Here is a 26,671-nt window from a genome sequence, read left to right on the forward strand (position 1 = left end):
GGATCAGGCATCCGGAATTTCAGGTTCAACCAGCCTTTTCATTTTATCGAGCGATTCCTGCCATCCCAAATAACACATTTCCGCAGGTATGGCTTCGGGTATACCTGTCTGCACAATCTTAAGCTCTGTACCGCACATCACCTTTTTTAGTGATACGGTCGTTATGATCTCGCCGGGCAGGTTAGGGTCGTCAAACCTGTCGCAGTATCTAATATACTCATCCGGCTTAATCTCCAAATATTCTCCGCCAAATGAATGCCTGTTACCTGTACTGAAATTAATGAAGGACATTTTAAACTTGCCCCCTACTTTAAAATCCATTTGGTGTACTTCGCATACGAAGCCATAAGGAGGGATCCAACTTGAATGCGCAATTGGGTCAGAAAATGCACGGAATATCTTTTCGGGGCTAGCTGTAACTACCCGGTGCAATGAAACGGTGTTATCTTTCATTTCTTCGTTTTTTAGTGATTAATTCTATTTATTTTACTTTTTGCCTTCCGGAATCAGGTTTTTCTTCAGCTGTGACCTAATCTTTATTCTTTGATTTTGTTCTTCATTTCATTCTCCTTTTTCCGGAATGCAACGATGTCTCTAACCAGCTTTTCAGGGAAGGGTTTATCGGCAGGGATCTGGATAACAGACTTACTTGTCTTATAACCTTCCAGGTCGGTTTTAAAATGTTCCCAAAACGCTGTACTAAAAGGGTGTGACAGCGACATGTGGTTGGGAAATGCGCAATAGTAGATCAGGTAACCCTTATATTTAAAGCAGGGGATCTGGTAACTGATGCTTTCCTCGACGGCCGGTACCAGGTCATGAATGATCTTTCTGACCGTTTGCATTCGTGACAAGCTCTCACCGCTGAATCCCTGTTGATACTCGTCGATCGTCTGGTAATTTGTCTTAGCCATTCGCGTATATTTTATCGTTGTAGATGTAGGAAACTGCAAGAATTGCCAATACGATTAGTGGTAAGGCCATGTATGTTACATTTTGATCTACAAAGGCGTGGCTGATGAAAGCATAGATTAAATTAAATGTTAGTCCTGCATAAGCCCACTCCTTCAGTTTAGCTGGGGTTTTAGGATAAGAGATTGCGATAACGCCCAGTGCCTTACAAATGATAAGCGTATAAGCGAAGTAATCAGGATAGCCTAAAGGTTCCGTACCTACGGTCGCGTATTCCGGCGCGAATAGCAGGGTTCCAAGCGGCATTATACCTTCCCATAGTACGATGAAAATAGTGGCTGCCCAAAAGATAATTTTATTCTTCTTCATTTCTTTAATGACTAGTTGATGCTCCTTGTTTCTACGTACTTCACGAAACTGTTTAAGATAGCCTGCCATCCCTGTTTCTGGATTTCAGGATCATTCTCTGTTTCGGCGTCGAAGGTTGTTGTGAGAATGGTCTTGCCGTCTTTCTCTTCGAACACCGTGCTTGCGGTTCTGCCGTCGGACATAGTATAAGCTATTTCCTTATGCAGATCGACCTTGTTATAGGTGCCTTCAAAATCAAACCCGAAGCTGCCGTCTTTAGCCTCCATCCTGTTTTTGAATTTGCCGTTTATCCGGAGATCGTTTTCGCTGCTTGGTGTATGCCAGCTTGGGTCTGCGGTATTCCATTGCATGATGTCGGCCGGATTATTCCACACCTCCCATACCTTTTCTACGGGCGCATTTACTGTTGCTTCGACCGTGATTTTTGTTTGTTTTGTCATTGATATTTATTTTTTAGTTTTAGTTGTTATTTATAATACAAAGATGCAACTGGGCTTAAATCCCGGCCTATTGTAAAAGCGACAAATTAAGGGTGGATTACGACAGGGTATCCGTACCTTTAATTTAAACAGAATTTTATGCAAGTTTCAGTTTTTGTTCCGCAATACGGAGTAATAGAAGCTATTTCTCCGGCATTCAGGACCTTTAATACAGCTAATGAATTTCTAACAGCATTTGGTAAAGCGCCGGTGTTCAATGTAGAATACGTCGGATTGAATGAGTACGTACCTGCCAACAATGGCGAATACACTGTAAAGACAGACCGCTTGCTGAAAGATGTGAGTTATACCGACCTGCTTATTATACCGCCTACGTTTGGAAATACCGACACAGGCATCCAGGCTAATTTAGCAGCCATTCCCTGTTTCAAACATCTCCATCAGAACGGGGCCAGTCTTGCCAGTTTATGCATAGGCGCTTTTCTGCTGGCCGAAACGGGATTATTAGATGGGAGAAAGTGTTCGACTCATTGGGCGCATGTAAACGAGTTCCGGGAAAAGTACCCCAAGGTGGAAGTGGAGGACGGAGCGGTTATCACTGAACATGACAATATATATAGCAGCGGCGGTGCAAGCAGTCTTTGGAATTTAATATTGTACCTTGTGGAGAAGTTTTCGGACAGGGAAACAGCTGTAATGATATCCAAATACTTTGCGCTTGATATTGGCCGGGACAGTCAGTCTCAGTTTGCCATCTTCAGGGGGCAGAAAAATCATGGTGATCTCTGTATTCAAAAGGTTCAGGATTATATTGAGGAAAATTATGAAGATAAAATTGCCATTGAAGACCTGGTAAACCTGATCAATGTTGGCCGTAGGACATTTGAACGTAGGTTTAAGGATGCAACAAACAACAGTCCTGTAGAATACATACAAAGGGTAAGAATAGAAGCAGCAAAGAAGTTTTTTGAAGCCTCCAGGAAAAACGTCACTGAAGTTATGTATGGAGTAGGCTATACCGACACCAAAGCGTTCAGGGATATTTTCAGAAAGATTACAGGCCTTACACCTATAGAATACAGGAACAAGTTTGCAAAGGTAGCAACCGAAGTATAACAGCATTACCTCCGGCAGAACTGCCCGTGTTGCAATGCGGGCCGGATCTCCTTCTCACCTCAAGCCCGCCAGTTTCCGGCGTCCTTCCGTTTTGCATGGCAAGCCAAGGACAGATTATCAGTGCATCTTGCCAATCTCATTTTGTTTAACTATTTTTGTTTAAAGTTAAACAAAATGAATTCCCTAACAATTGCCCAGCTGGCTCAGTTTTCAGGCGTTAAACCTCATACCATCCGTGTTTGGGAGCAGCGGTATCAGGCCCTGAGTCCTGCGAGGACCCAGGGTAATACCCGGACCTACAGTGACCTGGACCTGAAGCGCTTATTGAACATTGTGAGCCTGATGGAATCTGAATATAAGGTCTCTGAGCTCTGCGGTATGAAAGATGATGCACTGAGCGAGCTGATCGAGAATATGTATTCCCTGGAGACGAATGAAAAGCCTAACCCATTTGTTTCACAACTCATTTCTGCAGGAATGGAGTTCAATGAGCGTTCTTTTCAGAAGATACTTTCCCACTGCTTGTTGAGGTTTGGTGTTGACGGGACATACCGCGATGTGATCTATCCCTTGCTTGATCGTGTGGGGCTCATGTGGTCTGCAGATCTGTTGCCGCCTGCACATCAGCAGTTTATGTGTAACCTGATTCGGCAAAAAATGTTGACGGCCACAGATGCTTTGCCATTCCCGGCCCCAGATAGCCGGAAATGGCTATTGTTTTTACCGGAAGATGAGTACCATGAGATGGGATTGCTGTTTGCCCATTACCTTCTGCGTAAGAACGGCGAAGATGTAGTTTACCTGGGATCAAGCGTGCCTCTGGGTACTCTGAATGTAGCGATTGAAACTGTTAAACCGGACTGTCTTCTGCTGTTTTTTGTTCACTATGATTTTCCCGGCAATGTGAGCTCTTATTTATCAGATATAGCAGGGATCTTTGATAAGGGTACGATTTTTATTAGTGGAAATGAGAAATTAATTGAGCAGGTCAGCTTGATCGATCAGGTGACATGGCTAAAAAAGGTGGATGACATGGAACGGATTGTCCAATAACTATTGTTTAACTATTACAGGAATTATATAAACGACATGGCGCGTATCGCAATCATTGGATCAGGGTTTTCAGGATTAAGTTCAGCATGCTATTTATCCAAAAATGGACATGAGGTGCATATCCATGAAAAAAACTCTACCGTTGGCGGGCGTGCCAGGCAGTTAAAAACGGCGGAGGGCTACGTGTTTGACATGGGTCCCAGCTGGTATTGGATGCCCGATGTTTTTGAACGGTTCTTTGCGGATTTCGGATATTCGGTAAGCGAGTTCTATCAATTAAAATTACTGAACCCTTCATTTGATATTGTATTTCCGCAGAAGGAGGTAATGCATGTCCCGGCAGACTACGCTGAGCTATGCGCCTTGTTCGAATCCATCGAAGCAGGAAGCGCAGACAAACTTCGTCAGTTTATGGACGACGCCAGGTTCAAATATGAAGTAGGGATGAAGAAGCTGGTGTATAAGCCGGGACTCTCGGTTTTTGAATTTTTTGATCTGGAACTATTAAAAGGCGCTATGCGCCTGGAGATCTTTTCATCCTTCAGCAAACATGTACGCAAATATTTTTCTCATCCTAAGCTGATTGCTTTAATGGAGTTTCCTGTATTGTTCTTAGGTGCAATGCCCGAGGACACACCTGCGCTTTACAGCCTGATGAATTATGCCGGAATGAAACTGGGCACCTGGTATCCCCTTGGCGGATTCGGAAAGGTTATCGAATCTATGACTAAACTGGCTGAAAGGCAAGGTGTGCAGCTTCATCTAGATTCGCCGGTAGAGCAGATCGTTCATAAAAGTGGGATCGTTTCAGGGCTTTTAATTAAGGGAGAGGAGATATCTTATGATGCGGTTATATCCTCAGCAGACTATCATCATACGGAAAGTTGTCTGTTACAAAAATCTGACAGGAATTATACCGAGGGATATTGGGCTAAAAAGACTTTTGCACCCTCATGCCTCATATTCTATTTAGGAATAAATAAAAGAATTCAGAATATAGAACATCACACTTTGTTCTTTGAAGAGAACCTGGACCAGCATGCACGCGATATTTACAAAGACCCTAAATGGCCGGACAAGCCGCTGTTCTATGTTTGCTGCCCGTCCAGATCGGATGATCAGGTGGCGCCCCCGGGACACGAGAATCTCTTTCTGCTGATGCCATTAGCTACAGATCTTCCTGATAACGAAGATTTACGGGAGAAGTATTTCAAGTTGATGATCAAACGGCTAGAGAGCCATATAAACGAAGAACTGAGCAGCAATATAGACTATAAGAGGAGCTACTGTGTGGACAACTTTAAGCTAGACTATAATTCTTACAAAGGCAATGCTTATGGCCTGGCAAATACTCTTATGCAGACGGCTAACCTGAAGCCAAGGATTAATAATTCCAGGATCAAAAATTTATTTTACACAGGACAATTAACTGTGCCAGGACCGGGTGTTCCTCCTTCGATAATTTCCGGGAAGCTCGCTGCAAAGCAAATACTCATTTACCTAGATAAGCGATATGAAACAGTTGTTTGATGATCTGTCATTAGATGTAAGTAAAATGACGACGCGGAAATATAGCACCAGTTTTTCGCTGGGTATTTATTTTTTAAGCCCTGCTATCAGGGATTCAATTTACGCAATTTATGGATTCGTAAGGATCGCAGATGAAATTGTCGACAGCTTCGAAGGTTTCGACCGGAAGCAATTGTTAACGAAATTCCGCGTGGAAACTTATGAGGCCATTGGTCAGCGCATTTCTACCAATCCTATCCTTAACTCTTTCCAGCGGGCAGTTCATAATTACGAAATTGACCTGGAGCTGGTGGATGTTTTTTTGAACAGTATGGAGATGGATCTGCACCAGATTGATTATAGCCGGGAGAAATTTGACCTGTATATTTTAGGATCGGCCGAGGTGGTGGGCCTGATGTGCTTGCATGTTTTTTGTCAGAAGGATATGGAGACTTTTGAAAAGCTGAAACCGTATGCTATGAAACTCGGTGCGGCATTCCAGAAGGTAAATTTCTTAAGAGATCTAAAGGATGATTATGAGCTCCTGGGAAGGAATTACTTTCCGTCAGTCAATTTTAACGAATTCAGGGCACATGAGAAATCGCAGATCGAAGAAGAGATCGCGCAGGATTTTAAGGAAGCGCTGATCGGGATTAAGATGTTGCCTTCTTGCTGCAGGGGGGGCGTCTATCTTGCTTATGTCTACTACATTTCTTTGTTCAAGAAGATTAAGAAGCTTCCTCCGTCCAAGATTTTAGCAGAGCGGGTTAGGATTAATAATACACAAAAGCTTGGCCTGATGGTAAATAGTATGGTACAATATAAAATGAATTGGATATAATGAAACTGCTGCTCGCCATATTGTTCCTTTTTTACGCTGAAACACCTGTCTTTGAGAACAGGGCAGATATTAAAAAGATTAGGCAACTTTATAAACGATCTGCTACCGATGGTAAAGCTTGTAGGGAACTATTCGCGTTGCTTTCACCGGTCGATGCAAAAAGGCCGCTGTTGCTGGGATATAAAGGCAGCAGTTCTATGATGATGGCCAAATACGCAGGCAACCCGTTCTCTAAACTATCTTACTTTAAGAAGGGGAAGCAAATGCTTGAACGCGCAATTCAGCTGGATCGAATGAATGTTGAGTTGCGGTTTCTGAGGTTTATGACCCAGGCTAACGCACCGTCGTTTTTAGGTTATAATGCTGATGTCGAAACGGACAAAGGATATATTCTAAACAACATATCAAGTTTGAAAGAGGCCGGATCAAGAGAGTTTATTACCACAGCTTTAAAGAAAAGTAAATATTTAAACGCTGAAGAGAAGGGACGAATGGATTAGATTAGAGATCCGGCGCAAACACAAAGACGTAAAATGATCTTTTAAATTAATTATCATGGTTTTACTTAATATTTTGATCGTGCTGATGGCCTTCCTTACCATGGAAGCCGTAGCCTGGCTCACCCATAAATATGTTATGCATGGTTTGTTGTGGACTTTGCACAGAGACCACCACAAAAAAGAGTCTGCCGGCTTCTTTGAACATAATGATTTTTTCTTTCTGATCTTTGCTGTTCCCGGTGTCATCGCCTTGTATCTGGGTTTGCAAAATGGTTTCAACTTTCTTTTTTGGATAGGCCTTGGGATCACTCTGTATGGCTTCGCTTACTTCCTCATACACGATATCTTTATCCATCAGAGGTTCAAGATATTTAGAACCTCTGACAAGACTTATTTTAAAGCATTAAGGAGAGCGCATAAGATGCATCACAAGCACCTGGGCAAGGAAGACGGCGAATGCTTCGGTATGTTGTGGGTGCCGTTTAAGTATTTCCGCGAGGCTAACGATAAACTATGAAGGTTCTTTATTTGCTGGTGAATCTTTTCACCATTATTATCCCTTTTTTATTCTCATTTCATCCGAAAATACAATTTCATAAAACCTGGAAGGAGTTTTTTACAGCTTCCGTATTGGTTGGTGTGGTTTTCGTCATATGGGATTCGGTCTTCACATCCATGGGCGTTTGGAACTTCAATCCACAGTACCTGCTGGGCGTTTATCTATTCGGGCTACCGTTGGAAGAATTGCTGTTCTTTATATGCATTCCCTTTTCCTGCGTATTTACCTACTTCTGCCTTGATAAGTTCTTTAACCTGGCATGGAACCGACAAGCAGAAAATATATTTTGCATCTTATTTGCTGTGGCTTTGATAGGAGTCGGAACCTATTTTCACGATAGAATTTATACTCTGGTTACCATGTATAGCACGGCTATCGTGTGCCTGTATTTACAGTTTGGCGCCAGGGTCGATTGGCTTGGTAAGGCTGCCTTTGTGTACACTATTTTACTGATTCCCTTTTTTATAGTTAACGGCGTATTGACTGGATCGGGAATTGACGAGGCTGTAGTCCGATACAATCCGGCTCATCATATAGGTTTCCGGATACTGACCGTACCTGTAGAGGATGCTGTTTATGGCTTTGAGCTGATCTTACTGAACCTTTATTTTTATAAATTATTTCAGGCACGATTTTTTAACCGCAAATGACATGAAGACATTATTCCCAGCCATCAATGGTATAGCCCTGGTTATCACGATTGTCATTAATTATCTTTCAAATTCAGGGATATTGAATGGCAATACGATGAAAACTATATCGGACAAATACTTTAACTATTTTACTCCCGCAGGCTATGCATTTTCCATTTGGGGCCTTATTTATCTGGGCTTATTGGGTTTCGTAGTTTATACGGGACGAAGTATTTTCACAAAGCAGGGGTCTGATCCGATATTATCGAGGATCGGCTGGTGGTTCACGCTTTCCTGCGTAGCGAATTCCCTTTGGGTGATGGCATGGTTGTATGAATATACCGGTGCCTCTTTTCTTATTATGGCCTTTCTTCTTTTTTGTCTTCTTAAGATAGTTGTGAATACCCGCATGGGACTTGACTATCATCCTTTTAAGAGCTATGTCTTTATTTTTTGGCCATTTGCTCTATACAGCGGATGGATCTCCGTGGCGCTGATCGCCAACGCTGCTGCGTGGCTTACTAAAATAAACTGGAGCGGCTGGGGACTTTCGGCTTCTGTCTGGACTATTATTATAATATGCGCAGCAACCCTGGTCAACATCTTTATGATCCAAACCCGCAATCTTCGCGGGTTTGGATTTGTAGGTATCTGGGCGCTTATGGCTATTTCTGTTTCAAACAGCGGTTACCAGGGCACGTCTTCCATTATTTATACCTGCTATGGATGTGTCGCGATATTGTTGGTTACAATAGTAATCAACGGCCTGAAATACCGCCAGCGTTCTATAGACCACGTGTAATCAGTAAAACGCGTGGGCGAGCCAGCAAATTGAATACTTATAACATTATATTGATATTGACCCCGTCCGTTCTTTGTTGAGTCGTTCTCAATTGATTCTCTAAAGAATTGATATTGTTTTGCAATTCCATGATGAGGACTTCTTTGCGCTGGATCTCTTCAGGGCTTAAGGTGGCACGCTGGGTTTGGAAATTGCTTCTTATTCCCAATAGTCTCTCCGCGGCATAGCGAATCAAGGCCTCGCTGTACGACATAGTTTCCCAGGTGTTTTCATAGGCGTTATAGACGTTTTCCCTGGTCCGGAGATAATTAACAGGCCAGAGATCTGAATAGCCATTTCCGCAATCGCCAAGCTGATCCCCGTGGTTAAGGTGCGCTTGCATCGCATTTTCGGATACGGATATGGTAACCGGATGATTATCACTTCCCGTATTATGGCAGATAGTTACTTTTTTAAAGTCTTTAGGACGTTTCCGGCTTGAAAAATCCTCGAGTCCCCATTCGATATTATCATCCCGGTCCCATCTCACCGTTTCGCGTTTTGATTTTCCGTTACCATTTCCCTGGTTGTTTCCTTTCCCTTTGTTGTCCTTAAAATCGTCATTATTACCGCGGTTGTCGCCTGAGCGTCCGTTTCCGGAGTTCCCGTTGTTGTCATTATTGTTGTTCTTATCCCGGCCCTGGCCTTTACCTTTATTCACATCTTGTTTGTTGTTGCTGTTTCCCTGGCCGTTATCGTCTCTGTTTTCATTGCTGTTGTTCCCGCGAGCCTTGGATTCGTTGCCTTTGCCCTGATTTCCCTTGTCATTTTGGTTCTCACGGGCTTTTTCTTTATTTGAGCTATTTCCTTTATCGTTTCCCTGAGGCGGCTGTACCATAAAGGATAGTAAAAATAGGAGCGGCAGGATACTGATCCTGAATATATTTGTTTTCATGATTTCTTATTTTGAGGTGTTAAATTCCTTTTCTGCCTTTTCAAGGGAAGCTTCCAGTTTTTTTGCCTCCTCTTCGAGCTCTTTATTCGTTTTTTCCAAGTCAGTAGATACGGAGTCCATAGCAGTTATCTGCTGTTCATCGGTTTTCGTGTTAGTTGAAGTGCAGGCTGTTGCGGTCACTCCTATGGTCAGAATGACCATATAACAGTACAATAGTGGGCGTTTCATATTTTTTTATGGCTTAGTTTATAGGTTAGTACTGAGCATTTTACGTGCCAAACCACGCAACATCAGTAAAAACAGCTTTCCAGAGGCAGGGTTTTTGAATACGTGCGTAATACATTAACCATAAAAAAATGAAAAAACTATTGATCATTGCATTTGTAGGTCTTGGTATTGGACTTAGTGCGTGTAACAAGAATGAAGGGTCTTCTGGAATGACCAAAGTCAGTGTGAAGCTTACAGACGCCCCCGGCGCTTACGATGCGCTTTATCTGAGTGTAAAAGAAATCGAGGTGCTCTCATCAGGAGGACGGTCTACCCTGGCTGTAAATTCTAATCCCTTTGATATCTTAAAATTCAGAATGGGTAAGGATACGTTGATTGCAACCCAGGATATTCCATCCGGTCAAATACAGGAAGTACGCCTGGTGTTAAATGATACCGGAAATATTGTAGTAATTAATGGAATTTCTTATCCTTTAACTACACCAAGTGGTCAGTCGTCAGGTGTAAAACTAAAGGTGAACGAAACTCTCGAGGCAGGCGTTGCATACACTATGCTGCTCGACTTTGATGCAGCTAAATCCATCGTTCAGACCGGTAATGGCAAATATATCCTGAAACCGGTGATCCGCGCAATCCCTAACGCTGTTTCAGGATCTATAACCGGCGTGATCAGTCCTGCTGCGTCTAATCCTAAAATATATGCAATTGCCGGTACAGATACACTGGGTACCGTTTCAGACGCCAATGGTAAATTTTGGTTCCCGGGAGTGGCAGCAGGAACATACAAAGTGGAGATAGTCCCTGTTAGCCCTTATGTGATGAAAACCATTGATAATGTGGTGGTGGTAACAGGCTCCACTAAAGATCTCGGTACGATTACAATCAATTAAACTAAACAATCAACTAAACTAAACAATAAGAAGGGTAAGGCAAATGCCTTATCCTTTTTTATTATTCTCAATAATTATTCTTTCCCTGGCCGGTACTCTTTGACCAGTCCCTTTTTTATCTCAGCTTTAGAAAATGCAACAGGTTTCATTTTCTTATCTGCATAAAGCTCTAGTTGATCAGCAAAATAAGGCGAACCTTCTTTATTGCTCTGGCCGTAGGCCAGTACTGAATACGCGCGTGGTTTTTTCCCGAATTCTACTGCTATAACCCAGCCGTCGCCACCCCTGGTTTCGCGTTTTAGTTTGTCTGCTTTATGAGGAACAAACCAAAGCACGCTGAAGGTACCCAGTTCACCAGTAGCACCACTGATGGGTATGTCTTTACCCGCGATCCTTGCCCGATTCACATCACCCCAGGGCAGATCCCAGCTGCCATAACGTTTTTTTGCAGTTTCTACAGCTTGCTTGAATGCTTCTGCTGCCCTGCCAGCGCTTGCCAATCCTCGGGGTGTACCCGCAGGGTTTGCCGGCGACCAGACTTCAGCAAATAGTGAATCTGCATGAGCCGGGAAGTTTGTCGATTCCGCGGTACCAGGTAAGCGTTTCCCGGCGTTTGACAGGGCTACATAATGTTCCCACCAGATTTCAAATAAGACCCCTCCCTTACTCTCACGGTTGACGGTATTATCCCATTCCTCCATTTGCTGTAGCGCAGCTGCAATTTCGCCTGTCGGAGCGGTTTTCCGGACGGCTGCGATAAGATCGGACTTTACACGCTCGGCAAGGAGCATGCGCTGGCTATATTTGAGCCTAACGACATCTTCGAGTGAAAATTTCTTCTTATTGGCGATCATGTCGAGGGCGTGCTGGCTACGAAGTCTGAGCATTGGCTGCGAGAAGTGCGGAGGGAACTTAGATGCCGGAATTACTTCATTCAGGTTGGTATAATGAAAAGGATCATTTTCATTATGTACGTAACCACCCTTGGGATTCAGAAGTTGGGGAAGTGAATCGAAGGGAATGATCTTCTTCCAAAGCTGGTCGCTCCTGGTCACCGCTATTGCGGCGGTATCTCCGCCCGATGCGTGCGGCAGGTCCGGTGTCATCGCATTCCAGACATAGTGAATATTTCCATCTGCGTCTGCATAGGTAAAGTTTGAACTGGTCTTTGCCTGGATGCGCATAGCATCCTTGTATTCTTTGAAGTTGCGGGCCTTCATCATCATCAGGAACTGTTCTCCCAGGCGGTATTCACCCTCACCGGCATCACGGATCACATAGATCTTACCCTCGCCGCGGTGGAATACCGGGCCGAAAGGGGTAAACAGGAACTCCCGTGCTTCTTCGCCAAGGCCATTTCCGTTCTTGAACTGTATAGTAACCCGTTTTTTCTCAAGCGGTACCGATGTTCCATCGACCATAAAGTGGTCGGGCTGCGATGTCGAAACCTGGAAAGAGTAGATCTCATCTGTATCAGGATCATTGTTGGTGGTCGAAAAACCCAGCCGTTCATTATAACCGCCAATAGTTATTAGTGGGCCACCAATCCGGAAATCACCGTAAAAGTTCAAAACGCCGGGTATTTCCAGCTGAGCTTCGTAATAGCCTGCGTTCCAGCCCAGGTGGGGGTTCCGGAGCAGGATAGCTCCACCTGAAGTTGTCCGGCTGGGTGCAAGCGCAAAGGCGTTTGAACCCTCGTCAGGGTGTGGTACTTCATAATGATCTGCTAAACGCGCCCAGACGGTGCTCCCTTCTGTGGAGAGCATTCCCGTACGATCGGGGTTGCGAGCGGCTGTCGAGCGTTGAAGTGTGCGCATGAACGATGATACTGCCCCGGCATTATGGCCGCCAATATCGTTGGCATGAACATCATAGGCGGTGAAGTCTGGTTTGATCCACTGCGGAAATTCATCCCCGTGGCGCTCAATATACCGGTTCATCCCGGCAGCAAAGCCAATTAAAATATCCTGGGTCTCCTTTTTCAGCAATGGAAATGTTTCTACCGCCCGGGCATATCTTAATTTAGCGGAAGCGTCCCTGTCTATAGCCGGACTTCTTTCCTGGGCCGTGAACTCGTTATACTTGCTCCACTCGCCGCGCGCCCGGACCATACCGTCCACAACTCCGCGGCCATAATCTTCTAACTGCACATAAGCCAGTGCATATCCCGCAGCCTGCACGTTGTCTGCGGTAATATGAGGCACGCCGTATGCCGTTCGGCGGATGATTACCTGGTCTGACAGATCCTGGGCACTAACAGATGGCAAGCCTATCGCTCCAAGGATAATTAAAAGGCCCGGTAGTGCCGGATGAATGAAACGTGATCTCATTAGAAAGAATTTTTAACTCCACAGTTTCGCCGCTTTGACGCTCTTACCCTGAATTTATAAAAATTTAAGGTGGTAAGAATTTGTGAAGGATGTTATTTGAACTTTGGTATCAAGGGCGAAGCCAGCTTCTTAGAGAAATCACTAAGGTATTTGTCCCATTCATCAGCTGTTTTGAAATGGCCGCTTTTTCCCCAGGCGTATCCCGCATAAAATGTTGATTCATTTCCTGTCAGCTTGGTAAAAACAAGCAAATGGCTCTGATTTTTAGCCTTCGTCCTGTAATCTTTGAAACTGCTAACGCTCTCCGGCACAGCCACGATAGCGGTTCCTAACCATGAATCGTTGAGAGGCTCCCAGTATCTGTACCATCCCTCTTTTTCATTTACTTTCACCTGACCTTTCTTATCATTAAGAGAGATCCCTGCTGTTATACCAGGTAAAGGCTTATCAAAGTTTATTATTTCGGTAACCCGGCTCAAATTGCTGCCAAGGTCCAGGCTAACCCTTTTTATTTCTTTGATTGTGCGGCCATTAGCCTCCCATGGTGCGAAAGTAAGCTCGAAAATTGTTCTTAGCGGTCCCACAGCAATTGTTTTAGAGCTGATAAAGTTCGCAGAGGTATACAGTGTGTCCCTGTCCCAAATACCGATACCGCCAATTCCCCTGCTGTCGCCTATCAGGTAGGGATCGTGCCCTTCGCCTGTGTCGATGTGATACGCACCTTCTTTTTCAGCATTATTCTTGTACCACCGGTCGATGATCGGATAGCTAACACGCTTCATAAATGCATCGACACCCCCGCCCGTTGGCCTGACGCTGACCCTGCCGGCAGCTGTACCATAAATGCGGAACGCAACACGGTCGTTTTCCCAGGCGTAATCATTTTGCCGCTCGGGAACGAAGCGGGAGAAAGTAGTCAGGCCGCTTTTTGCTGTTTGAGAAACCGTTTTTGTTTCTATAAAAAAAGTCTCTGTCTGTTTTGGTCCGAGCGATGCCAGAAACAGGATCTCATCTGTTTTACCATCGAGGTTATTGTCCACCTGTTGAGTCAAAAGATAATCCTTTCCGTCTTTCTGCCTGATCTGGATCTGCGAGATTTTATCCCGGGGGACTTTTTTTAGAAGATCCTTTACCTGGATGCTGACAACCTCAGCTTTTCGGGCGATGTCGAGCCTGTTCGTTACAGTAAATACCTGTGCGTTACCCGGCTTAGCCGGAAAGCAGGTTGCGATAAATGTAATAAGGTATAAAAAGTGCTTTATCATACGTATAACGCACAACGTCCTACTTCTTCGCCGGAAGGATTGTCGTACCCTCGGGCAAATTCGATTTATTTAATACCGTAGTGATGCTTGAGATCACACCAGCGATGTCTGAGAGGTCTGCCGGTACGATCATCGTATTATTCGTTTTCGCAAGCTTCCCAAATTCGTTGAGGTATTGCTCGGCAACACGGAGGTTAACCGCATTCATTCCTCCTTCTGCATTGATAGATTTGGCTATCTCGGTGATTCCTTTCGCGGTTGCAATGGCCACCATTTCGATCTCCGACGCTGTACCGCTGGCCTCATTGATCTTGCGCTGTTTCTCGCCTTCAGACCTGGCGATCATTTCCTGCTTGTCGCCTTCCGCCCGGTTAATTTTAGCCTGTTTATCACCCTCAGATTCAGCGATCATGGCCCGTTTCTCACGTTCTGCGCGCATTTGTTTCTCCATCGCATCCCGGATACTTTGCGGCGGAGAAATATTTTTAACCTCATATCTTGAAACCTTGATACCCCACGGCTCACTGGCTTTGTCAACCGCACTTACTATCGTACCGTTTACAGTCTCACGTTCTTCGAAGGTTTTATCCAGCTCCATTTTACCGATAACGCTTCTCATGGTAGTCTGGGAGATCTGGATCACTGCAAAGCGATAGTTGTCGATACCATAAGAAGCTTTCTGAGGGTCCATTACCTGCAGGTAAAGGATACCATCCACCTCGACGGCGATATTGTCCTTAGTGATACAAATTTGCGACGCAACATCTATAGCCTGTTCCTTTAAATTTTGCTTATAAGCGATTTTGTCAATAAAAGGAATTAGAATATGAAAGCCTGCATCGAGTGAGCGGCTGTATTTACCAAGACGCTCAACGATAAATACCGAACGCTGCGGCACTACTTTGAAGGTAGAAAGAAACGCCACGAGGACGAACACTATCAGGATGACTAAAATAACGGTGGAGGATGTCATAATTTCTAAGTTAGTTTTACAATTAAGAGAATACTTCTTGTTTCTATGATCTGCACCTGCTGGCCTGGTGCAATAGTATCTGCAGAGGAGGCATCCCAACTGGTACCTTTAAAGTCAACTTTGCCGTTCCTGCCCGGGGCAATTTCAGTTTCTGCTATCGCAGTTTTACCGATGAACTCATCTTCCAGTATTTTCGGCGTTTCACGGTACATGCCCAGCCTTTCTTTTAAATATTTCCGGAAAAGAGCCACGGTGATCAGGGCACTTCCCAGGAAAATCAAAAGCTGGATATCAAGGCTAATGTCAATGAAGAAAGTCAGGATAGCTACGATCCAGGCGGCAATGCCGAAAAAGAACAAAATAAACCCTGGTACCAGGAATTCCAGCATAAAAAGTACAAATCCGATGATAAACCAAAGCAGGGAAAGATTCATGAATTTTTCCATATACGAATTAAAGTTTCGTACAATATAGTAAAAAAATGGCGTAACGATGAGGGGTTTTGAGTGTAATTATGGAAACCGGTTATGAAGTCTTTCATCGCAGGCAAATCCATCTTCGTTGACAGTTTCTGTTAATCAGAATAAAATTTATATCTTGATTGCGTGAACGCAAAGAGCACATTTCCCATCAATCTGTAAGAAAATAATCCCATATGAAAAAAGATAAGCCTGAAGCAACAAATCGCAGATCATTTCTCAAAACCACCGGAGCAGTAGTTCTCGGCAGCAGCATGGGTTTAAACCTGGTTCTCCCCAGCACCACTTTTGCTCAAAGTAAGAGTGTATTAAAAGTAGGCCTGATCGGCTGCGGGGGCAGGGGTACCGGAGCTGCGAGCCAGGCTTTGAATGCCGACCCGAATGTGATTATCACCGCGATGGGTGATGTATTTCAAGACCGCCTCGATAAAACCTACGAGATATTGCTTAAGATGCATCCCGATAAGGTAAAGATTGCCAGCGAGAATAAATTCATCGGATTTGATGCCTATCAGCGTGTCATTGATTCTGGGGTTGATGTGGTACTGCTGACCACACCTCCGGGCTTTCGCCCTGATCATCTTGAAGCAGCTGTGAAGGCCGGGAAGCATATCTTTTGTGAAAAGCCGGTGGCTGTGGATGCACCGGGTGTGCGCAAGGTGCTGGCAGCTGCAAAAGCTGCGAAAGAAAAGGGGCTTTCGCTGGTTTCAGGATTTACCTTTCGATACGATCTACCAAAAAGGGCTTTATTCGGTAAGGTGCTTGATGGTGAAGTTGGGGATATACGGACCGTTACGTCTACCCGGAATGGGGGTGGACTGTGGTATTTCCCGCGCCAGGCTAACTGGACAGATATGGAATATCAGATGCGGAACTGGTATTACTACAACTGGCTTTCAGGCGATTTTATAGTTGAAATGATTGTCCATAGCCTTGATATGATGACCTGGGCCATGGGCGGCAAACTTCCGCTTAAAGCCACGGGGACAGGTGGCAGGCAGGCAAGGGTTGCCGAGAAATGGGGAAATATATACGATCACTTTGCGGTCGAATTTGATTACGCAAACGGCGTAAAAGGATTCAACTTCTGCAGACAGCAGACGGGATGCTCAAACAGAAACTCAGTGGAAGTGATCGGATCACAGGGAAGTGCGTTAGTTGAAGGAAGTGTTCATAAAATTACCGGCAAAACAAATTGGCAATACCAGGGCGAAACCAAGGATATGTACCAGGTGCAGCACGACGAGCTGTTTGCATCTATCCGGAGCGGCAAGCCACTTAATGATGGAGAATCTATGGCTAACAGTACTATGATGGGTATTTTGAGCAGGATGGCTGCGTATAGCGGGCAAACCCTCACCTGGGACCAGGCGCTCAATTCGAATCAGGTTTTGGGACCGGCTTTTAATCAGTATAGCTGGGATTTTAAATACGCGGTTCCCGACCCTGCCATACCTGGGTTTACTAAAGTTGTATAAATAATTAGAAGAAATACATATGAAAAATCTCCTCACAAGGATTTGCACAGTCCTGTGCTTTTTACTTATATCCGAAGGCTTATCAGCTCAGGCAACAAAAGCCATGTTTGAATTCGGTAAGCTCACGAGTTTCGATAATGTAGCGGCAGACAGGAAAGATAAAGGCAGCCCATTGAAATGGTTTGATGTGAACACCAGCAACGAGACCTGGACAGTAAGGAAAGATGGCTCTTTAATATCTACAGGTAAGCCTATAGGAGTGGTAAGATCTGAAAAGCAGTATGAAAATTTCATCCTGCATGTAGAGTGGAAACACAACGAGCCGGGAGGAAATTCCGGAGTATTTGCGTGGAGCAGCGCCGTCCCTGGATCAAATCGTCTTCCTGACGGGGTCGAGATTCAAATGCTGGAACTGGATTGGGTGAACAGGAATATACGCGATGGAGTGAAGCCACCAATTGCCTATGTTCATGGTGAGCTGTTCGGGGTTGGGGGTGTAAAAATCGTTGCCGACAACCCGAGAAACGACCGCAGTAAGTCGATTGAGAACCGTGCCAAAGGAAAAGGAGAGTGGAATACCTATGATGTGATCTGCATAGATGGTGTTATTAAACTTTCCGTAAATGGTAAATTCGTGAACGGCATCAGTAAGTCGAGTCAAAAGAAGGGATATATCTGCCTGGAAGCTGAGGGTGCGGAGATCGAGTTTCGTAATTTAAAGGTCATCGAGCTGGCGCCGGGTGTAACCTCTGCTGAACAGACTGCGCCCTTGCTGCCATAAAACAGACAGAGTCTGAATTTGAATGAAACCACTGATCACCATCGAATATTGCCCGAAATGTGGCTGGATGCTGCGTTCTGCATATATGGCCCAGGAACTTCTCACTACCTTTACCGGTCAGATCAGGGGTGTTACGCTAGTTCCGGCTGAAACGGGCGGCACCTTTCTGGTTTCCGTTGATGAGAAACTGATCTTCGACCGGAAGGATCGGCAACGTTTCCCCGAGATCAAAGAATTAAAGCGTTTAGTGAGAGACGTGGTGAGCCCGGATATGGACCTGGGACACACGGACCGTCATGGCGACTGAGTAGCCTCCGGATTCTCCCTTTCTCCTCCATCCGTTTTTTCGCCCTGGCTCAGACCGGTTCCGGGGCCAGTGTGATAGGGTGCCTCAGGGTCATTAAACTCACTGCCCGGCTTTGATCCGGGTCCGGTATACTGGCTGATATCGAGTCCGCGTTTATCATCTGTAGGTTGCCCGCCTATCAGGCCAATCGTTTCTGCTGGGTGGGGATGGCCGGTTTTCTTAGCCTGTGAAAGCTCAGGATCTTGATTTTCTTCCTTCTCCTGTTTATTGCCTATATTTTTCCGGTTGTCGTGAAACTCACCTCTTGTCTTATTTTCAAAAGTCATGATCGTGAAATTAGTTCAATACTAATAAGACGCTTCGGGTTGAAATGTTTTAGATATAGTTAAATAGTGCTTAAAGATATCCCGTGCAGATCGTAAATCAATATTTCCCCGTAAATAGGAATATTTTTGTTATCCTGCCGAGGCAAATGCCTCCAGGTATTTGTCGATATAAAACTGCTTGCTTTTACTCTTATATTGCATGATAAACCTGGGATGTTCCAGGGGGATTATCTTTCTGAAAAAGCCATATTCGGCGTTCAGCTTACTCAGGAACTTCTCATTCTTGCCCGTGCCGAAACAGAAGCAGATATCGGTTTCGAGGCCAAGGCCGATCAGCTTCTGCAGGCTTTCAACCATAAATCCATAAACGGCGTTGACCAGGTCTTTGCTGTCGTAGTAATTATAGTTTGTTTCCTTGCCGTGCTTATCTATGGAAGTAAAACCTAAAGGGCATGGCGAATTGATATAGAACTTATCATAAAACGCCGCAGGCCCGCCGAATGCTTCGATAACTTCATATACAAAGACCGATGAGGGCTCGTGAGCCATTCTGCCGGTATACTCAATCTGCAATGCACTTTTCAGACGTTTGGGATCGGTAAACGGGATCCCTGTTAAGCCTGCACCAAGCCTGCTCGGGTTGATTCCGAGAATGATATGACGCAAATTATAGTCGTTATAATATTTATGATAAAATGATTCAACTATATCCATCGTGCCAGCAAACTCCTGGAATGGATTCATAATGCGGATCCCCGGGGGCAGGGACTTGCCGGTATAAGTTATCTCCCTGTTGAATTGAATAGCCTTTTCTGCAAATGTCATAGAATAAAATTAACGCTTAATATGGAAAATCATTTTTCAGGCGTTGTTGTTATCAGATATATGCCCGTGATGATAACCCAGGAATTCGAACATTTTTATGTAGCCCAGAAACATAATTTTACCCGTGCGTTTAGTGAGATAAAAGACGGCCGGAAAGCCAGTCACTGGATGTGGTTTATTTTTCCGCAGCTCGCCGGACTCGGTTTCAGTGAGATGGCTCGGCAATACGCTATCCGTGATATTGCCGGAGCAAGTGTTTACTTGAAAGATCCGGTACTGGGCGAACGGCTGGTAAGTATAAGCAGGCAGCTGCTCGCTCATGGTGATAAAACCGCTCATGATATCTTTGGATCGCCGGACGATATGAAACTGCGTTCCAGTATGACGCTTTTCAGTTTAGTCCCCGATGCCGATCCGGTGTTTCAGGAAGTTCTCAACCTCTTTTTTCAAGGTGAGCGAGATCCCAAAACCCTGGAGTTCCTGCAGCGCGGCTAATTTAAGCTGTGTCTTATTTGCATTCGCCATCCGGCGTGCATGATGGCCCTTCACTGACTTCAACAGTTATTTTTGGATTGGCCATCCTCCATTCTGAATGCGATTTTTCAAGAACCTGGGCAAATGACTCCGCGGGCTGAGCACCGGAAACGGCGTATTTGCCGTTGAATACAAAGAATGGCACCCCAGTGACGCCAATTTGCCTGGCCCTACGGATATCCTCATCCACCTGAACAGCATATTTACCGTTAGCAAGCGACTCTCTGACATCGGCTTCAGATAATCCTATCTTCCCGCCAATTTCAATCAGTATGCCTGTATCGCTAAAATCTTTCCCCTCTGTAAAGTTGGCATAAAACAACTGTTCTTCAGCTTCGTCGCCTAAACCCTTTTCTTTTGCCATCTGTAAGAAGCGATGCGCCTTGAAAGAGTTTACCATCTGGGTTTTGTCCATGTGATACTCAAGACCTGCTGCTGCGGCCATTTGTGTAACCTGCTCGTGCATCTGCACAACGTGGTCGCGGCTTATTCCTTTTCGGTGTGACAGATATTCAGCAGCCTCCATGCGTTCTTCGGGATCTTCGGAGATATCGGGATCCAGTTGGAAGCTTTTCCATACCAGTTCAATATCGTTTGAATCTGCGAACTGCTGCAAACCCTTTTCGTAATTTCGTTTTCCTATATAGCAGAATGGGCACATAACGTCGCTCCAAACTTCTACTTTCATTTTATTATCCATCTTACTGCAGTGTTTATTGCTTAAGGCGAGGTTTATTTCTACAAAGATCCTTAAAAAGCGGGCAGGCCGAAACCTGCTACTGTCATAAGGCGAAAGATTGCAGAATAATGATAATAAAAACGAATCAGTGCCAGGATTAGAAAAATGGGTTTAAGAAAGCGCCTTACTCCGCATCATAAATAACAACCCTTTCGAAGAACGCCCTGAACTCTTCCAGGAAAGCCTGATGAAGCGCATGCCCCTGGTATATATTGTGTGCATCCAGGTCATCGAATGCCAGGAACAAGCTATAAGTATAGCTGGTATCAACTACCGCACGCTCGATAGGGGCAGGAACGCCAACGTGGAAGAATTTTACAACTTCAATGTTCTGCAATGTTTCGAGGCTTTTACGGAAGGCAGCTTTCTGATCAGATGTAGTGTCGGCTTTAAGCCAGAATAGTACGTGGTGGGCTATCATATTTTTAGATTTTTTCAAATATAATCATTTAACGTGAGCCTCTGCAGGCGGTTTTTTAGCCTGAATCGGGGAGCTTTAATTTTCTCACTCATAATGTTACAGTCGATCAGGATACACTCAGGTTAATTTTATCAATTAATTTCTAAATTTAAATTGTCATAGCTCCCTCACGGGGAACGTTCAATCACAAAATCAATAGTACGATGGATAAGGTTTACCAGTCTCTTAACACCCGCCGCATGCCGAAGATCTATCTCGCGGCTTTTATTATTTTCTTTGCAGTGTATGGCTTTACGCATTATCAAAGCAGTAAGCTGCCTCCTGCTGATAAGAACAACGCCGGTCTTTTCCTGCCGGATGGGTTTGAAGCATTGGCAGTGGTAGACAGCCTGCCCGGATTTGCCCGCCACCTGGCAGTAAACGCCAATGGCGATATCTATGTTAAGACGAGGCTGCACGCCAGAAACAATGGTTATGGGAATATAGCCATGCGGGATACCGATAATGACGGTAAAGCAGATATTATCACCCCTTTTAACAAATACGAAAGCAGCCAGTACGGTACAGCGATGAAAATCCATAACGGGTATTTGTATTATAGCTCCAACCTGATAGTTTATCGCCAGAAACTGGAGCCTGGGAAATTAGTGCCCGAAGGAAAGATCGATACCATCGTTTGGGATATGCCACCGAGTCACGCACATCAGACCAAACCGATAGCATTTGATGGAAAGGGTTATATGTACGTTGGATGGGGCCAGGGAAGTGATGTTTGTACGAACGGACGCCCGGGTGCGATGGGTGCCGGGAAAGCTGATCCCGAAATACCTGGCGAGGGCTGCCCCGGCCTGATAGATCATGGCGGGATCTGGAAGTTCAGTGAAAGTACGCTCAATCAAAAGCAGGAACATGGTAAACGCGTAGCTACCGGAATGAGAAGTATTGTGGGTATGGACTGGGATAAAAGCTCTAATGCATTATACGCTGTAGTGCATGGCCGCGATAACTTCCGGATGTTATGGCCAGGAATGTACTCAGCCTGGGAAAGCGCTGTGCTTCCGTCAGAGGAAATGTTTAAGATCCATGATGGTATTGATGGGGGATGGCCATATTATTATTATGATCATATCAGGGGCAAAAAATACTTAAACCCTGAGTACGGCGGCGACAAAATGAAAGAGGGGAACGGTGCGAAACTTACCAAGCCAATTCTGGGCTTCCCGGGGCATTTCGCGCCAAACGACCTTTACTTTTACAAAGGCAATCAGTTGCCGGCACGTTATAAAAAGGGTGCTTTCGTGGTGCTTCACGGCTCAACTATCCGTCAGCCTTATCCGCAGGGCGGGTATTTCGTAGCGTTCGTCCCAATGGAAGGCGGTAAAGTTACCGGCCCATGGGAAGTGTTTGCTGATGGCTTTATCCAAACAGATCCGGTATTAACTGCAAATTCTGCCGGTTACCGCCCGATGGGGATTACCGAAGGGCCGGATGGATCGCTTTATATAAGCGAAACTGAAAAAGGAAAGATATGGCGCGTAATGTATAAGGGCGATAAAACTAAGTTCGGCCCGGCACAGCTCGCAAAAATGGAGATCCGCAAGAAAACCGCCAGTAACATCAAAGATCCTGACCCGGTTAAAGACGATCTTGACAGGGGCAAGCCGGTCGTTGCTTCAGCGGTTTATTCTATGTATTGCGCAGCCTGCCACCAGAGAGATGGAAAGGGTGACGGCAGCCGTTTCCCGCCTCTGAACCAATCTGAATGGGTTAACGGTGAGAAGGGAAGGCTGATCAGCGTAGTGCTGAGCGGATTGTCAGGGCCAATCAAAGTCAAGGGGCAGGACTATAACGATCCTATGCCTGCGCACAATTTTCTTAGTGACGCTCAGATCGCAGAGGTGCTGACCTACATCCGCAAAAGCTGGGGAAATAATTCAGATGCAATTAGTGTGGACGAAGTTGCAGCAATGAGAAAAGCGACGAAGAGATAGGAAGATATTACCAAAAGATAACTCCGCGTTAACATTCTGGTTAACTCCTATGCCTTCCTTTGGAAAACCACAACTGAATGGCGAAACGCGAAGTAGACCTCGTAGTAATATCCGACATCCACCTTGGCACCTATGGTTGCCATGCGAAAGAGCTTCTTTCTTATCTGAAAAGCATTAGGCCTAAAAAGATTGTCCTTAATGGCGATATCATTGATATCTGGCAATTCAGTAAATCATACTGGCCGGAATCACACATGAAAGTCTTGCGACGCCTGATGAAGTTTGTTTCTGAAGGAGTGCCTGTCTATTATCTGACGGGTAATCATGATGAAATGCTGCGTAAGTTCGCCGACCTGAAGGTCGGGAGCTTCCGGCTTCTCAATAAGCTTGTTCTCAATCTGGACGGAAATAAGGCCTGGATCTTTCATGGCGATGTGTTTGACATCACCATGCAAAATTCCAAATGGCTGGCCAAGCTTGGCGCCGTTGGCTATGATTCGCTGATACTGCTTAACAGCTTTGTAAACTGGTGCCTCACTTCGATGGGCCGGGAGAAGATGAGCTTTTCGAAGAGGATCAAAGCCCGGTTTAAGGACGCTGTAAAATTTATTAATGATTTTGAGATTACCGCCTCCGAACTCGCAATTGATCAGGGCTATAACTATGTGATTTGCGGTCACATTCACCAGCCCGAAATGCGCGAAATAACAACTGATGAGGGTAAGGTACTGTACCTTAACTCAGGCGACTGGGTTGAGAGCCTGACGGCGCTTGAATACCATAAAGGACAATGGAACATCTATACTTACCAGCCTGAACATTTTACTGAAAATGTACTGGAAAGCGAAGATCTGCTGGATAGTCAGGATCTGGAAGCATTGCTTGATGTTAAGTTGCTTTTCTCCCAGTTTAAGGCAAATACGGTTTAGCAGGATCAGGCGCCTGCCCCAGGAATTCAGCATACCAGTTTCCCGAAGATTTAACTATCCGTTCCTGGGTCTCGAAATTTACGTAAACCAAGCCAAAACGAGGGTGGTACCCTTCCGTCCATTCAAAATTATCGGTAAGCGTCCAGGTGAAATAGCCTTCTACATTCAGGCCCTCATTACGTGCTCTCAGCACCTGTTTCAGATTTTCCTGTATATAGTTAGTCCGTTCTACATCGTCGATCCGGCCATTAATCACGTGATCTGTAAACGAAGCACCGTTTTCAGTAATATAAAGTTTTTTAACACCTTCGTAAGCGTTAAATTTCCTGATCATCTGATAAATAGACTCCGGGTACACTTCCCATCCCATGGAGGTGAACGGGACATTCCTGTATTTTGCTTTTATCAATGAAGCCCTTACATAAGGCGTGAAAAAGGAATTCTTTACGATTTCGCGTGTATAGTTCTGAATTCCTATAAAATCAAAGTCAAATGCCATTTTATCCTCATCACCCGGGTGATAATATTTTTTGATCTTCTTTAAGAACGAAAGTTCAGTTTCGGGATAGCCCAAACCAAGTACAGGTTCGATAAACATGCGGTTGAGCAAGGCGTCGATGCGTTTAGCGGCGCCAACATCCCTCGGACCATTGCTGTATGGTTCCACAAACGAACACGAAAAGGTAGTTCCTATTTCAGCAGACGGCAGCATGTCCCGTAGGATACGCCCACCCTCACTTATACTCAGTACAGTGTGGTGAACGGCAGGTATGAAATTTTTGGCACCCGTTCTTCCCGGTGCATGGACGCCCAGGAAATATCCCGCTCCGGTGAAAGCCATCGGCTCATTCATAACCATCCAATGTTTTACCCGGTCGCCGAAATGTTTTGCACAAACCGTGGTGTATTCCCCAAACCAGGAAACGATATCGCGGTTGGTCCAGCCACCCTTTAATTCAAGCGCATGTGGCAGGTCCCAGTGATAGAGGGTAAGCCATGGGTCTGTACCGTTTTCAAGGCAGGTGTCAATTATCCGGTTATAAAAGTCTACCCCCTTTTGATTCACAGTTCCTGCTCCTGCCGGAATGATCCTCGGCCAGGATGTCGAAAACCTGAAATTTGGGATGTTAAGCTTTTTTACAAGTGCGAGGTCCTGGGGATAGCGGTTATAAAAATCACAGGCAATATTTCCGTGATGGCCGTTCAGGATCTTATTTTTCCGGGCGGAAAACACATCCCATACAGAGCGGCCCTTGTCGTCGGCATCATGTCCGCCCTCAATCTGGTATGCAGCAGTTGAGACGCCCCACTTAAAGTCTTTACCGAACAGATCCCGCTTCAGTTCGTTGTCCGTACCATTTCCCATTCAGCCTCTTTAAATAAACATAGCTTCGTTACTGTCAAAGGTAGTATCAGCCTGATGTTTTTTAACGATCATGTCGATAATTTCCTGAGTAATATCAGGATAATTAACAGGAATCCGTTCATTATTATCCAGCCACTCAGAAATTACCGGGTAATGTTTGGGCTTCAGGCTCCTGACCACCGGTACGCCCATAGCCCGGAGGGCAGCAGCATTAAGGTACTGTTCATACTGGTTTTTCATAGGTATCACCAAAAGTTTCTTGCCCAGAAACAGAGCTTCTGCAGGAGTTTCAAAGCCCGCACCGCAAAGTACTCCCGAAGAAGAAGCCATACTCGCTGTGAACCTTTCATTGTTTATCGGCTGTATGAAAACGTTCTTGGTTTTGAAGGGTTTAGCGTTATGCTTTGAAAATACATCCCAGTTAACATTCTTAAATTCTGACAAGCGTGAAATTAGTCTGCCGTCATCATAGGAGGGCAGGTAGACAGTATAATGCCCGGCGTCGCTTATCTCGCGCTTTCTAACCTGATAACGGATCACCGGAGTGAAAACACTTTCGTTAGATGCCGAAAAGTGAAAACCATATTGGAAACTTGAAGGCGCATAGTTATTCAGGATAAGCTTGCCGAGCATATCGGTATGTTCCGGTTTAGGAAATCCACGGCTGAGGACCGCAGACTGGTGGCTAAGAGCGATACATGCTTTGTTTTTAAAATAACATGCCCAGGCAGAAACCGGTTCGAAATCATTGATGATGAGGTCATAGTTTTCTACGGGCAGGTTTCTTATAGATTTAATAAGCTTGCGCAGATTGGTACGCGTAAAGGTTTTCCAAAGATTAACTCCGCCGGTCTTCCCGAAGATAAAACTAAGCCCCGACAACTTATATTTTACGGGAAATGGCAATGTCAGGTCGCCCTGGATGCCGCTGACAAGGATATCCACCTGTCCGTGCTTTTGAAGGCAGGGGATGATATCAATCGCCCTGCTTAAGTGGCCGTTCCCGGTTCCCTGGATAGCATAGAGGATACGCATACTCAGCTCACCCCGTTTTCGAACACATAAGCGTCTCTTTTATGGACCACATGTCTGAAGGGGGAGTAAAGCGATTTCATCCTGAACCTGAAAAGACCAAGTGAAAT

31 protein-coding genes are annotated in these 26,671 nt (G+C 45.1%); 14 read left to right on the top strand and 17 right to left on the bottom strand.

Annotation, left to right across the window (positions count from 1 at the left end):
- Positions 1 to 3: 3 nt before the first annotated feature.
- The 4 genes from P2W76_RS16600 to P2W76_RS16615 all read right to left on the bottom strand — a co-directional run bounded on the left by P2W76_RS16600 (position 4) and on the right by P2W76_RS16615 (position 1,721).
- A complete protein-coding gene (locus P2W76_RS16600; RefSeq protein WP_276349020.1) occupies positions 4 to 453 on the bottom strand; it encodes an SRPBCC family protein in 450 nt (149 codons plus the stop codon).
- Positions 454 to 536: 83 nt separating this feature from the next.
- Entirely contained in the window at positions 537 to 914 is a 378-nt protein-coding gene (locus tag P2W76_RS16605; RefSeq protein ID WP_276349021.1) for a DUF1801 domain-containing protein, read from the bottom strand.
- On the bottom strand, positions 907 to 1,281 hold the full coding sequence (locus P2W76_RS16610) for a DoxX family protein (RefSeq protein ID WP_276349022.1): 375 nt from the start codon (positions 1,279 to 1,281) through the stop codon (positions 907 to 909). Before P2W76_RS16610 ends, P2W76_RS16605 begins: the two co-directional genes overlap by 8 nt.
- A gap of 11 nt (positions 1,282 to 1,292) precedes the next feature.
- Positions 1,293 to 1,721 (bottom strand): SRPBCC family protein, encoded by a 429-nt coding sequence (locus P2W76_RS16615; RefSeq protein ID WP_276349023.1) that lies wholly within the window; start codon positions 1,719 to 1,721, stop codon positions 1,293 to 1,295.
- 138 nt (positions 1,722 to 1,859) lie between these two features.
- On the opposite strand from P2W76_RS16615, the gene P2W76_RS16620 reads away from it, so the two are divergent.
- The 5 genes from P2W76_RS16620 to P2W76_RS16640 all read left to right on the top strand — a co-directional run bounded on the left by P2W76_RS16620 (position 1,860) and on the right by P2W76_RS16640 (position 6,740).
- Positions 1,860 to 2,837 carry a helix-turn-helix domain-containing protein gene (locus P2W76_RS16620; protein ID WP_276349024.1) on the top strand — a complete coding sequence of 326 codons (978 nt, stop codon included), beginning with the start codon at positions 1,860 to 1,862 and terminating at the stop codon, positions 2,835 to 2,837.
- A 174-nt stretch (positions 2,838 to 3,011) separates the two neighbouring features.
- On the top strand, positions 3,012 to 3,890 hold the full coding sequence (locus P2W76_RS16625; RefSeq protein ID WP_276349025.1) for a MerR family transcriptional regulator: 879 nt from the start codon (positions 3,012 to 3,014) through the stop codon (positions 3,888 to 3,890).
- A 36-nt stretch (positions 3,891 to 3,926) separates the two neighbouring features.
- The gene (crtI, locus tag P2W76_RS16630) at positions 3,927 to 5,420 is read left to right on the top strand and encodes a phytoene desaturase family protein (protein ID WP_276349026.1); all 1,494 of its coding nucleotides are present in this window, start codon (positions 3,927 to 3,929) and stop codon (positions 5,418 to 5,420) included.
- A complete protein-coding gene (locus P2W76_RS16635; RefSeq protein WP_276349027.1) occupies positions 5,404 to 6,240 on the top strand; it encodes a phytoene/squalene synthase family protein in 837 nt (278 codons plus the stop codon). Before crtI ends, P2W76_RS16635 begins: the two co-directional genes overlap by 17 nt.
- Entirely contained in the window at positions 6,240 to 6,740 is a 501-nt protein-coding gene (locus P2W76_RS16640) for a hypothetical protein (RefSeq protein ID WP_276349028.1), read from the top strand. Before P2W76_RS16635 ends, P2W76_RS16640 begins: the two co-directional genes overlap by 1 nt.
- 61 nt (positions 6,741 to 6,801) lie before the next feature.
- Here P2W76_RS16640 and P2W76_RS17930 read toward each other — a convergent pair whose 3' ends face one another.
- Positions 6,802 to 7,095 (bottom strand): hypothetical protein, encoded by a 294-nt coding sequence (locus P2W76_RS17930; RefSeq protein ID WP_346429840.1) that lies wholly within the window; start codon positions 7,093 to 7,095, stop codon positions 6,802 to 6,804.
- Positions 7,096 to 7,253: 158 nt separating this feature from the next.
- On the opposite strand from P2W76_RS17930, the gene P2W76_RS16650 reads away from it, so the two are divergent.
- Together P2W76_RS16650 and P2W76_RS16655 are read left to right on the top strand one after the other, a co-directional pair.
- Positions 7,254 to 7,949, top strand: a complete 696-nt coding sequence (locus P2W76_RS16650; protein ID WP_276349029.1) for a lycopene cyclase domain-containing protein — start codon at positions 7,254 to 7,256, stop codon at positions 7,947 to 7,949.
- Position 7,950: 1 nt separating this feature from the next.
- Positions 7,951 to 8,733 (top strand): hypothetical protein, encoded by a 783-nt coding sequence (locus P2W76_RS16655; protein WP_276349030.1) that lies wholly within the window; start codon positions 7,951 to 7,953, stop codon positions 8,731 to 8,733.
- 37 nt (positions 8,734 to 8,770) lie between these two features.
- Here P2W76_RS16655 and P2W76_RS16660 read toward each other — a convergent pair whose 3' ends face one another.
- Both P2W76_RS16660 and P2W76_RS16665 read right to left on the bottom strand, forming a co-directional pair.
- Positions 8,771 to 9,667: a hypothetical protein gene (locus P2W76_RS16660; RefSeq protein WP_276349031.1), complete on the bottom strand. Its 897-nt coding sequence runs from the start codon at positions 9,665 to 9,667 to the stop codon at positions 8,771 to 8,773.
- A gap of 6 nt (positions 9,668 to 9,673) precedes the next feature.
- The gene (locus tag P2W76_RS16665; protein WP_276349032.1) at positions 9,674 to 9,895 is read right to left on the bottom strand and encodes a hypothetical protein; all 222 of its coding nucleotides are present in this window, start codon (positions 9,893 to 9,895) and stop codon (positions 9,674 to 9,676) included.
- A 128-nt stretch (positions 9,896 to 10,023) separates the two neighbouring features.
- On the opposite strand from P2W76_RS16665, the gene P2W76_RS16670 reads away from it, so the two are divergent.
- On the top strand, positions 10,024 to 10,785 hold the full coding sequence (locus P2W76_RS16670) for a DUF4382 domain-containing protein (RefSeq protein ID WP_276349033.1): 762 nt from the start codon (positions 10,024 to 10,026) through the stop codon (positions 10,783 to 10,785).
- 74 nt (positions 10,786 to 10,859) lie between these two features.
- Here the strand turns inward: P2W76_RS16670 and P2W76_RS16675 are convergent, their stop codons facing one another.
- The 4 genes from P2W76_RS16675 to P2W76_RS16690 form a co-directional block, all read right to left on the bottom strand.
- Complete coding sequence (locus P2W76_RS16675) at positions 10,860 to 13,115, bottom strand: penicillin acylase family protein (protein ID WP_276349034.1); 2,256 nt, start codon at positions 13,113 to 13,115, stop codon at positions 10,860 to 10,862.
- 92 nt (positions 13,116 to 13,207) lie between these two features.
- The gene (locus P2W76_RS16680) at positions 13,208 to 14,380 is read right to left on the bottom strand and encodes a DUF4861 family protein (protein WP_276349035.1); all 1,173 of its coding nucleotides are present in this window, start codon (positions 14,378 to 14,380) and stop codon (positions 13,208 to 13,210) included.
- A gap of 19 nt (positions 14,381 to 14,399) precedes the next feature.
- On the bottom strand, positions 14,400 to 15,353 hold the full coding sequence (locus tag P2W76_RS16685; RefSeq protein ID WP_276349036.1) for an SPFH domain-containing protein: 954 nt from the start codon (positions 15,351 to 15,353) through the stop codon (positions 14,400 to 14,402).
- 5 nt (positions 15,354 to 15,358) lie between these two features.
- Positions 15,359 to 15,799: an NfeD family protein gene (locus tag P2W76_RS16690; RefSeq protein WP_276349037.1), complete on the bottom strand. Its 441-nt coding sequence runs from the start codon at positions 15,797 to 15,799 to the stop codon at positions 15,359 to 15,361.
- Between the two features lie 209 nt (positions 15,800 to 16,008).
- Between P2W76_RS16690 and P2W76_RS16695 the strand changes: the two genes are divergently transcribed.
- From P2W76_RS16695 to P2W76_RS16705, 3 genes are read left to right on the top strand one after another with little or no spacing between them, the layout of a single operon-like run.
- The gene (locus P2W76_RS16695) at positions 16,009 to 17,310 is read left to right on the top strand and encodes a Gfo/Idh/MocA family oxidoreductase (RefSeq protein WP_276349038.1); all 1,302 of its coding nucleotides are present in this window, start codon (positions 16,009 to 16,011) and stop codon (positions 17,308 to 17,310) included.
- Positions 17,311 to 17,329: 19 nt separating this feature from the next.
- Positions 17,330 to 18,091 (top strand): DUF1080 domain-containing protein, encoded by a 762-nt coding sequence (locus P2W76_RS16700; protein WP_276349039.1) that lies wholly within the window; start codon positions 17,330 to 17,332, stop codon positions 18,089 to 18,091.
- A gap of 22 nt (positions 18,092 to 18,113) precedes the next feature.
- Positions 18,114 to 18,398: a SelT/SelW/SelH family protein gene (locus P2W76_RS16705; protein ID WP_276349040.1), complete on the top strand. Its 285-nt coding sequence runs from the start codon at positions 18,114 to 18,116 to the stop codon at positions 18,396 to 18,398.
- Here P2W76_RS16705 and P2W76_RS16710 read toward each other — a convergent pair.
- Positions 18,386 to 18,724, bottom strand: a complete 339-nt coding sequence (locus P2W76_RS16710) for a hypothetical protein (protein ID WP_276349041.1) — start codon at positions 18,722 to 18,724, stop codon at positions 18,386 to 18,388. The two genes, P2W76_RS16705 and P2W76_RS16710, sit on opposite strands and share 13 nt — an antisense overlap.
- Before the next feature lie 129 nt (positions 18,725 to 18,853).
- Positions 18,854 to 19,549 carry an SMUG2 DNA glycosylase family protein gene (locus P2W76_RS16715; RefSeq protein WP_276349042.1) on the bottom strand — a complete coding sequence of 232 codons (696 nt, stop codon included), beginning with the start codon at positions 19,547 to 19,549 and terminating at the stop codon, positions 18,854 to 18,856.
- A gap of 21 nt (positions 19,550 to 19,570) precedes the next feature.
- On the opposite strand from P2W76_RS16715, the gene P2W76_RS16720 reads away from it, so the two are divergent.
- Entirely contained in the window at positions 19,571 to 20,044 is a 474-nt protein-coding gene (locus tag P2W76_RS16720) for a DUF1810 domain-containing protein (RefSeq protein ID WP_276349043.1), read from the top strand.
- Positions 20,045 to 20,057: 13 nt separating this feature from the next.
- On the opposite strand, the gene P2W76_RS16725 is transcribed toward P2W76_RS16720, so the two are convergent.
- The gene (locus P2W76_RS16725; RefSeq protein WP_276349044.1) at positions 20,058 to 20,771 is read right to left on the bottom strand and encodes a DsbA family oxidoreductase; all 714 of its coding nucleotides are present in this window, start codon (positions 20,769 to 20,771) and stop codon (positions 20,058 to 20,060) included.
- 175 nt (positions 20,772 to 20,946) lie between these two features.
- Positions 20,947 to 21,243 carry a Dabb family protein gene (locus P2W76_RS16730; RefSeq protein ID WP_276349285.1) on the bottom strand — a complete coding sequence of 99 codons (297 nt, stop codon included), beginning with the start codon at positions 21,241 to 21,243 and terminating at the stop codon, positions 20,947 to 20,949.
- 203 nt (positions 21,244 to 21,446) lie between these two features.
- Between P2W76_RS16730 and P2W76_RS16735 the strand changes: the two genes are divergently transcribed.
- Entirely contained in the window at positions 21,447 to 23,234 is a 1,788-nt protein-coding gene (locus P2W76_RS16735) for a c-type cytochrome (protein WP_276349045.1), read from the top strand.
- Between the two features lie 77 nt (positions 23,235 to 23,311).
- Positions 23,312 to 24,163: a UDP-2,3-diacylglucosamine diphosphatase gene (locus P2W76_RS16740; RefSeq protein WP_276349046.1), complete on the top strand. Its 852-nt coding sequence runs from the start codon at positions 23,312 to 23,314 to the stop codon at positions 24,161 to 24,163.
- Here the strand turns inward: P2W76_RS16740 and P2W76_RS16745 are convergent.
- On the bottom strand, positions 24,144 to 25,529 hold the full coding sequence (locus P2W76_RS16745; RefSeq protein WP_276349047.1) for a GH1 family beta-glucosidase: 1,386 nt from the start codon (positions 25,527 to 25,529) through the stop codon (positions 24,144 to 24,146). The two genes, P2W76_RS16740 and P2W76_RS16745, sit on opposite strands and share 20 nt — an antisense overlap.
- A 9-nt stretch (positions 25,530 to 25,538) precedes the next feature.
- Positions 25,539 to 26,564: a glycosyltransferase family protein gene (locus tag P2W76_RS16750; RefSeq protein WP_276349048.1), complete on the bottom strand. Its 1,026-nt coding sequence runs from the start codon at positions 26,562 to 26,564 to the stop codon at positions 25,539 to 25,541.
- Positions 26,565 to 26,671: the final 107 nt, after the last annotated feature.

It is taken from the genome of Daejeonella sp. JGW-45 (assembly GCF_029360805.1).
In the GTDB taxonomy this organism is placed as follows: Bacteria; Bacteroidota; Bacteroidia; order Sphingobacteriales; family Sphingobacteriaceae; genus Daejeonella.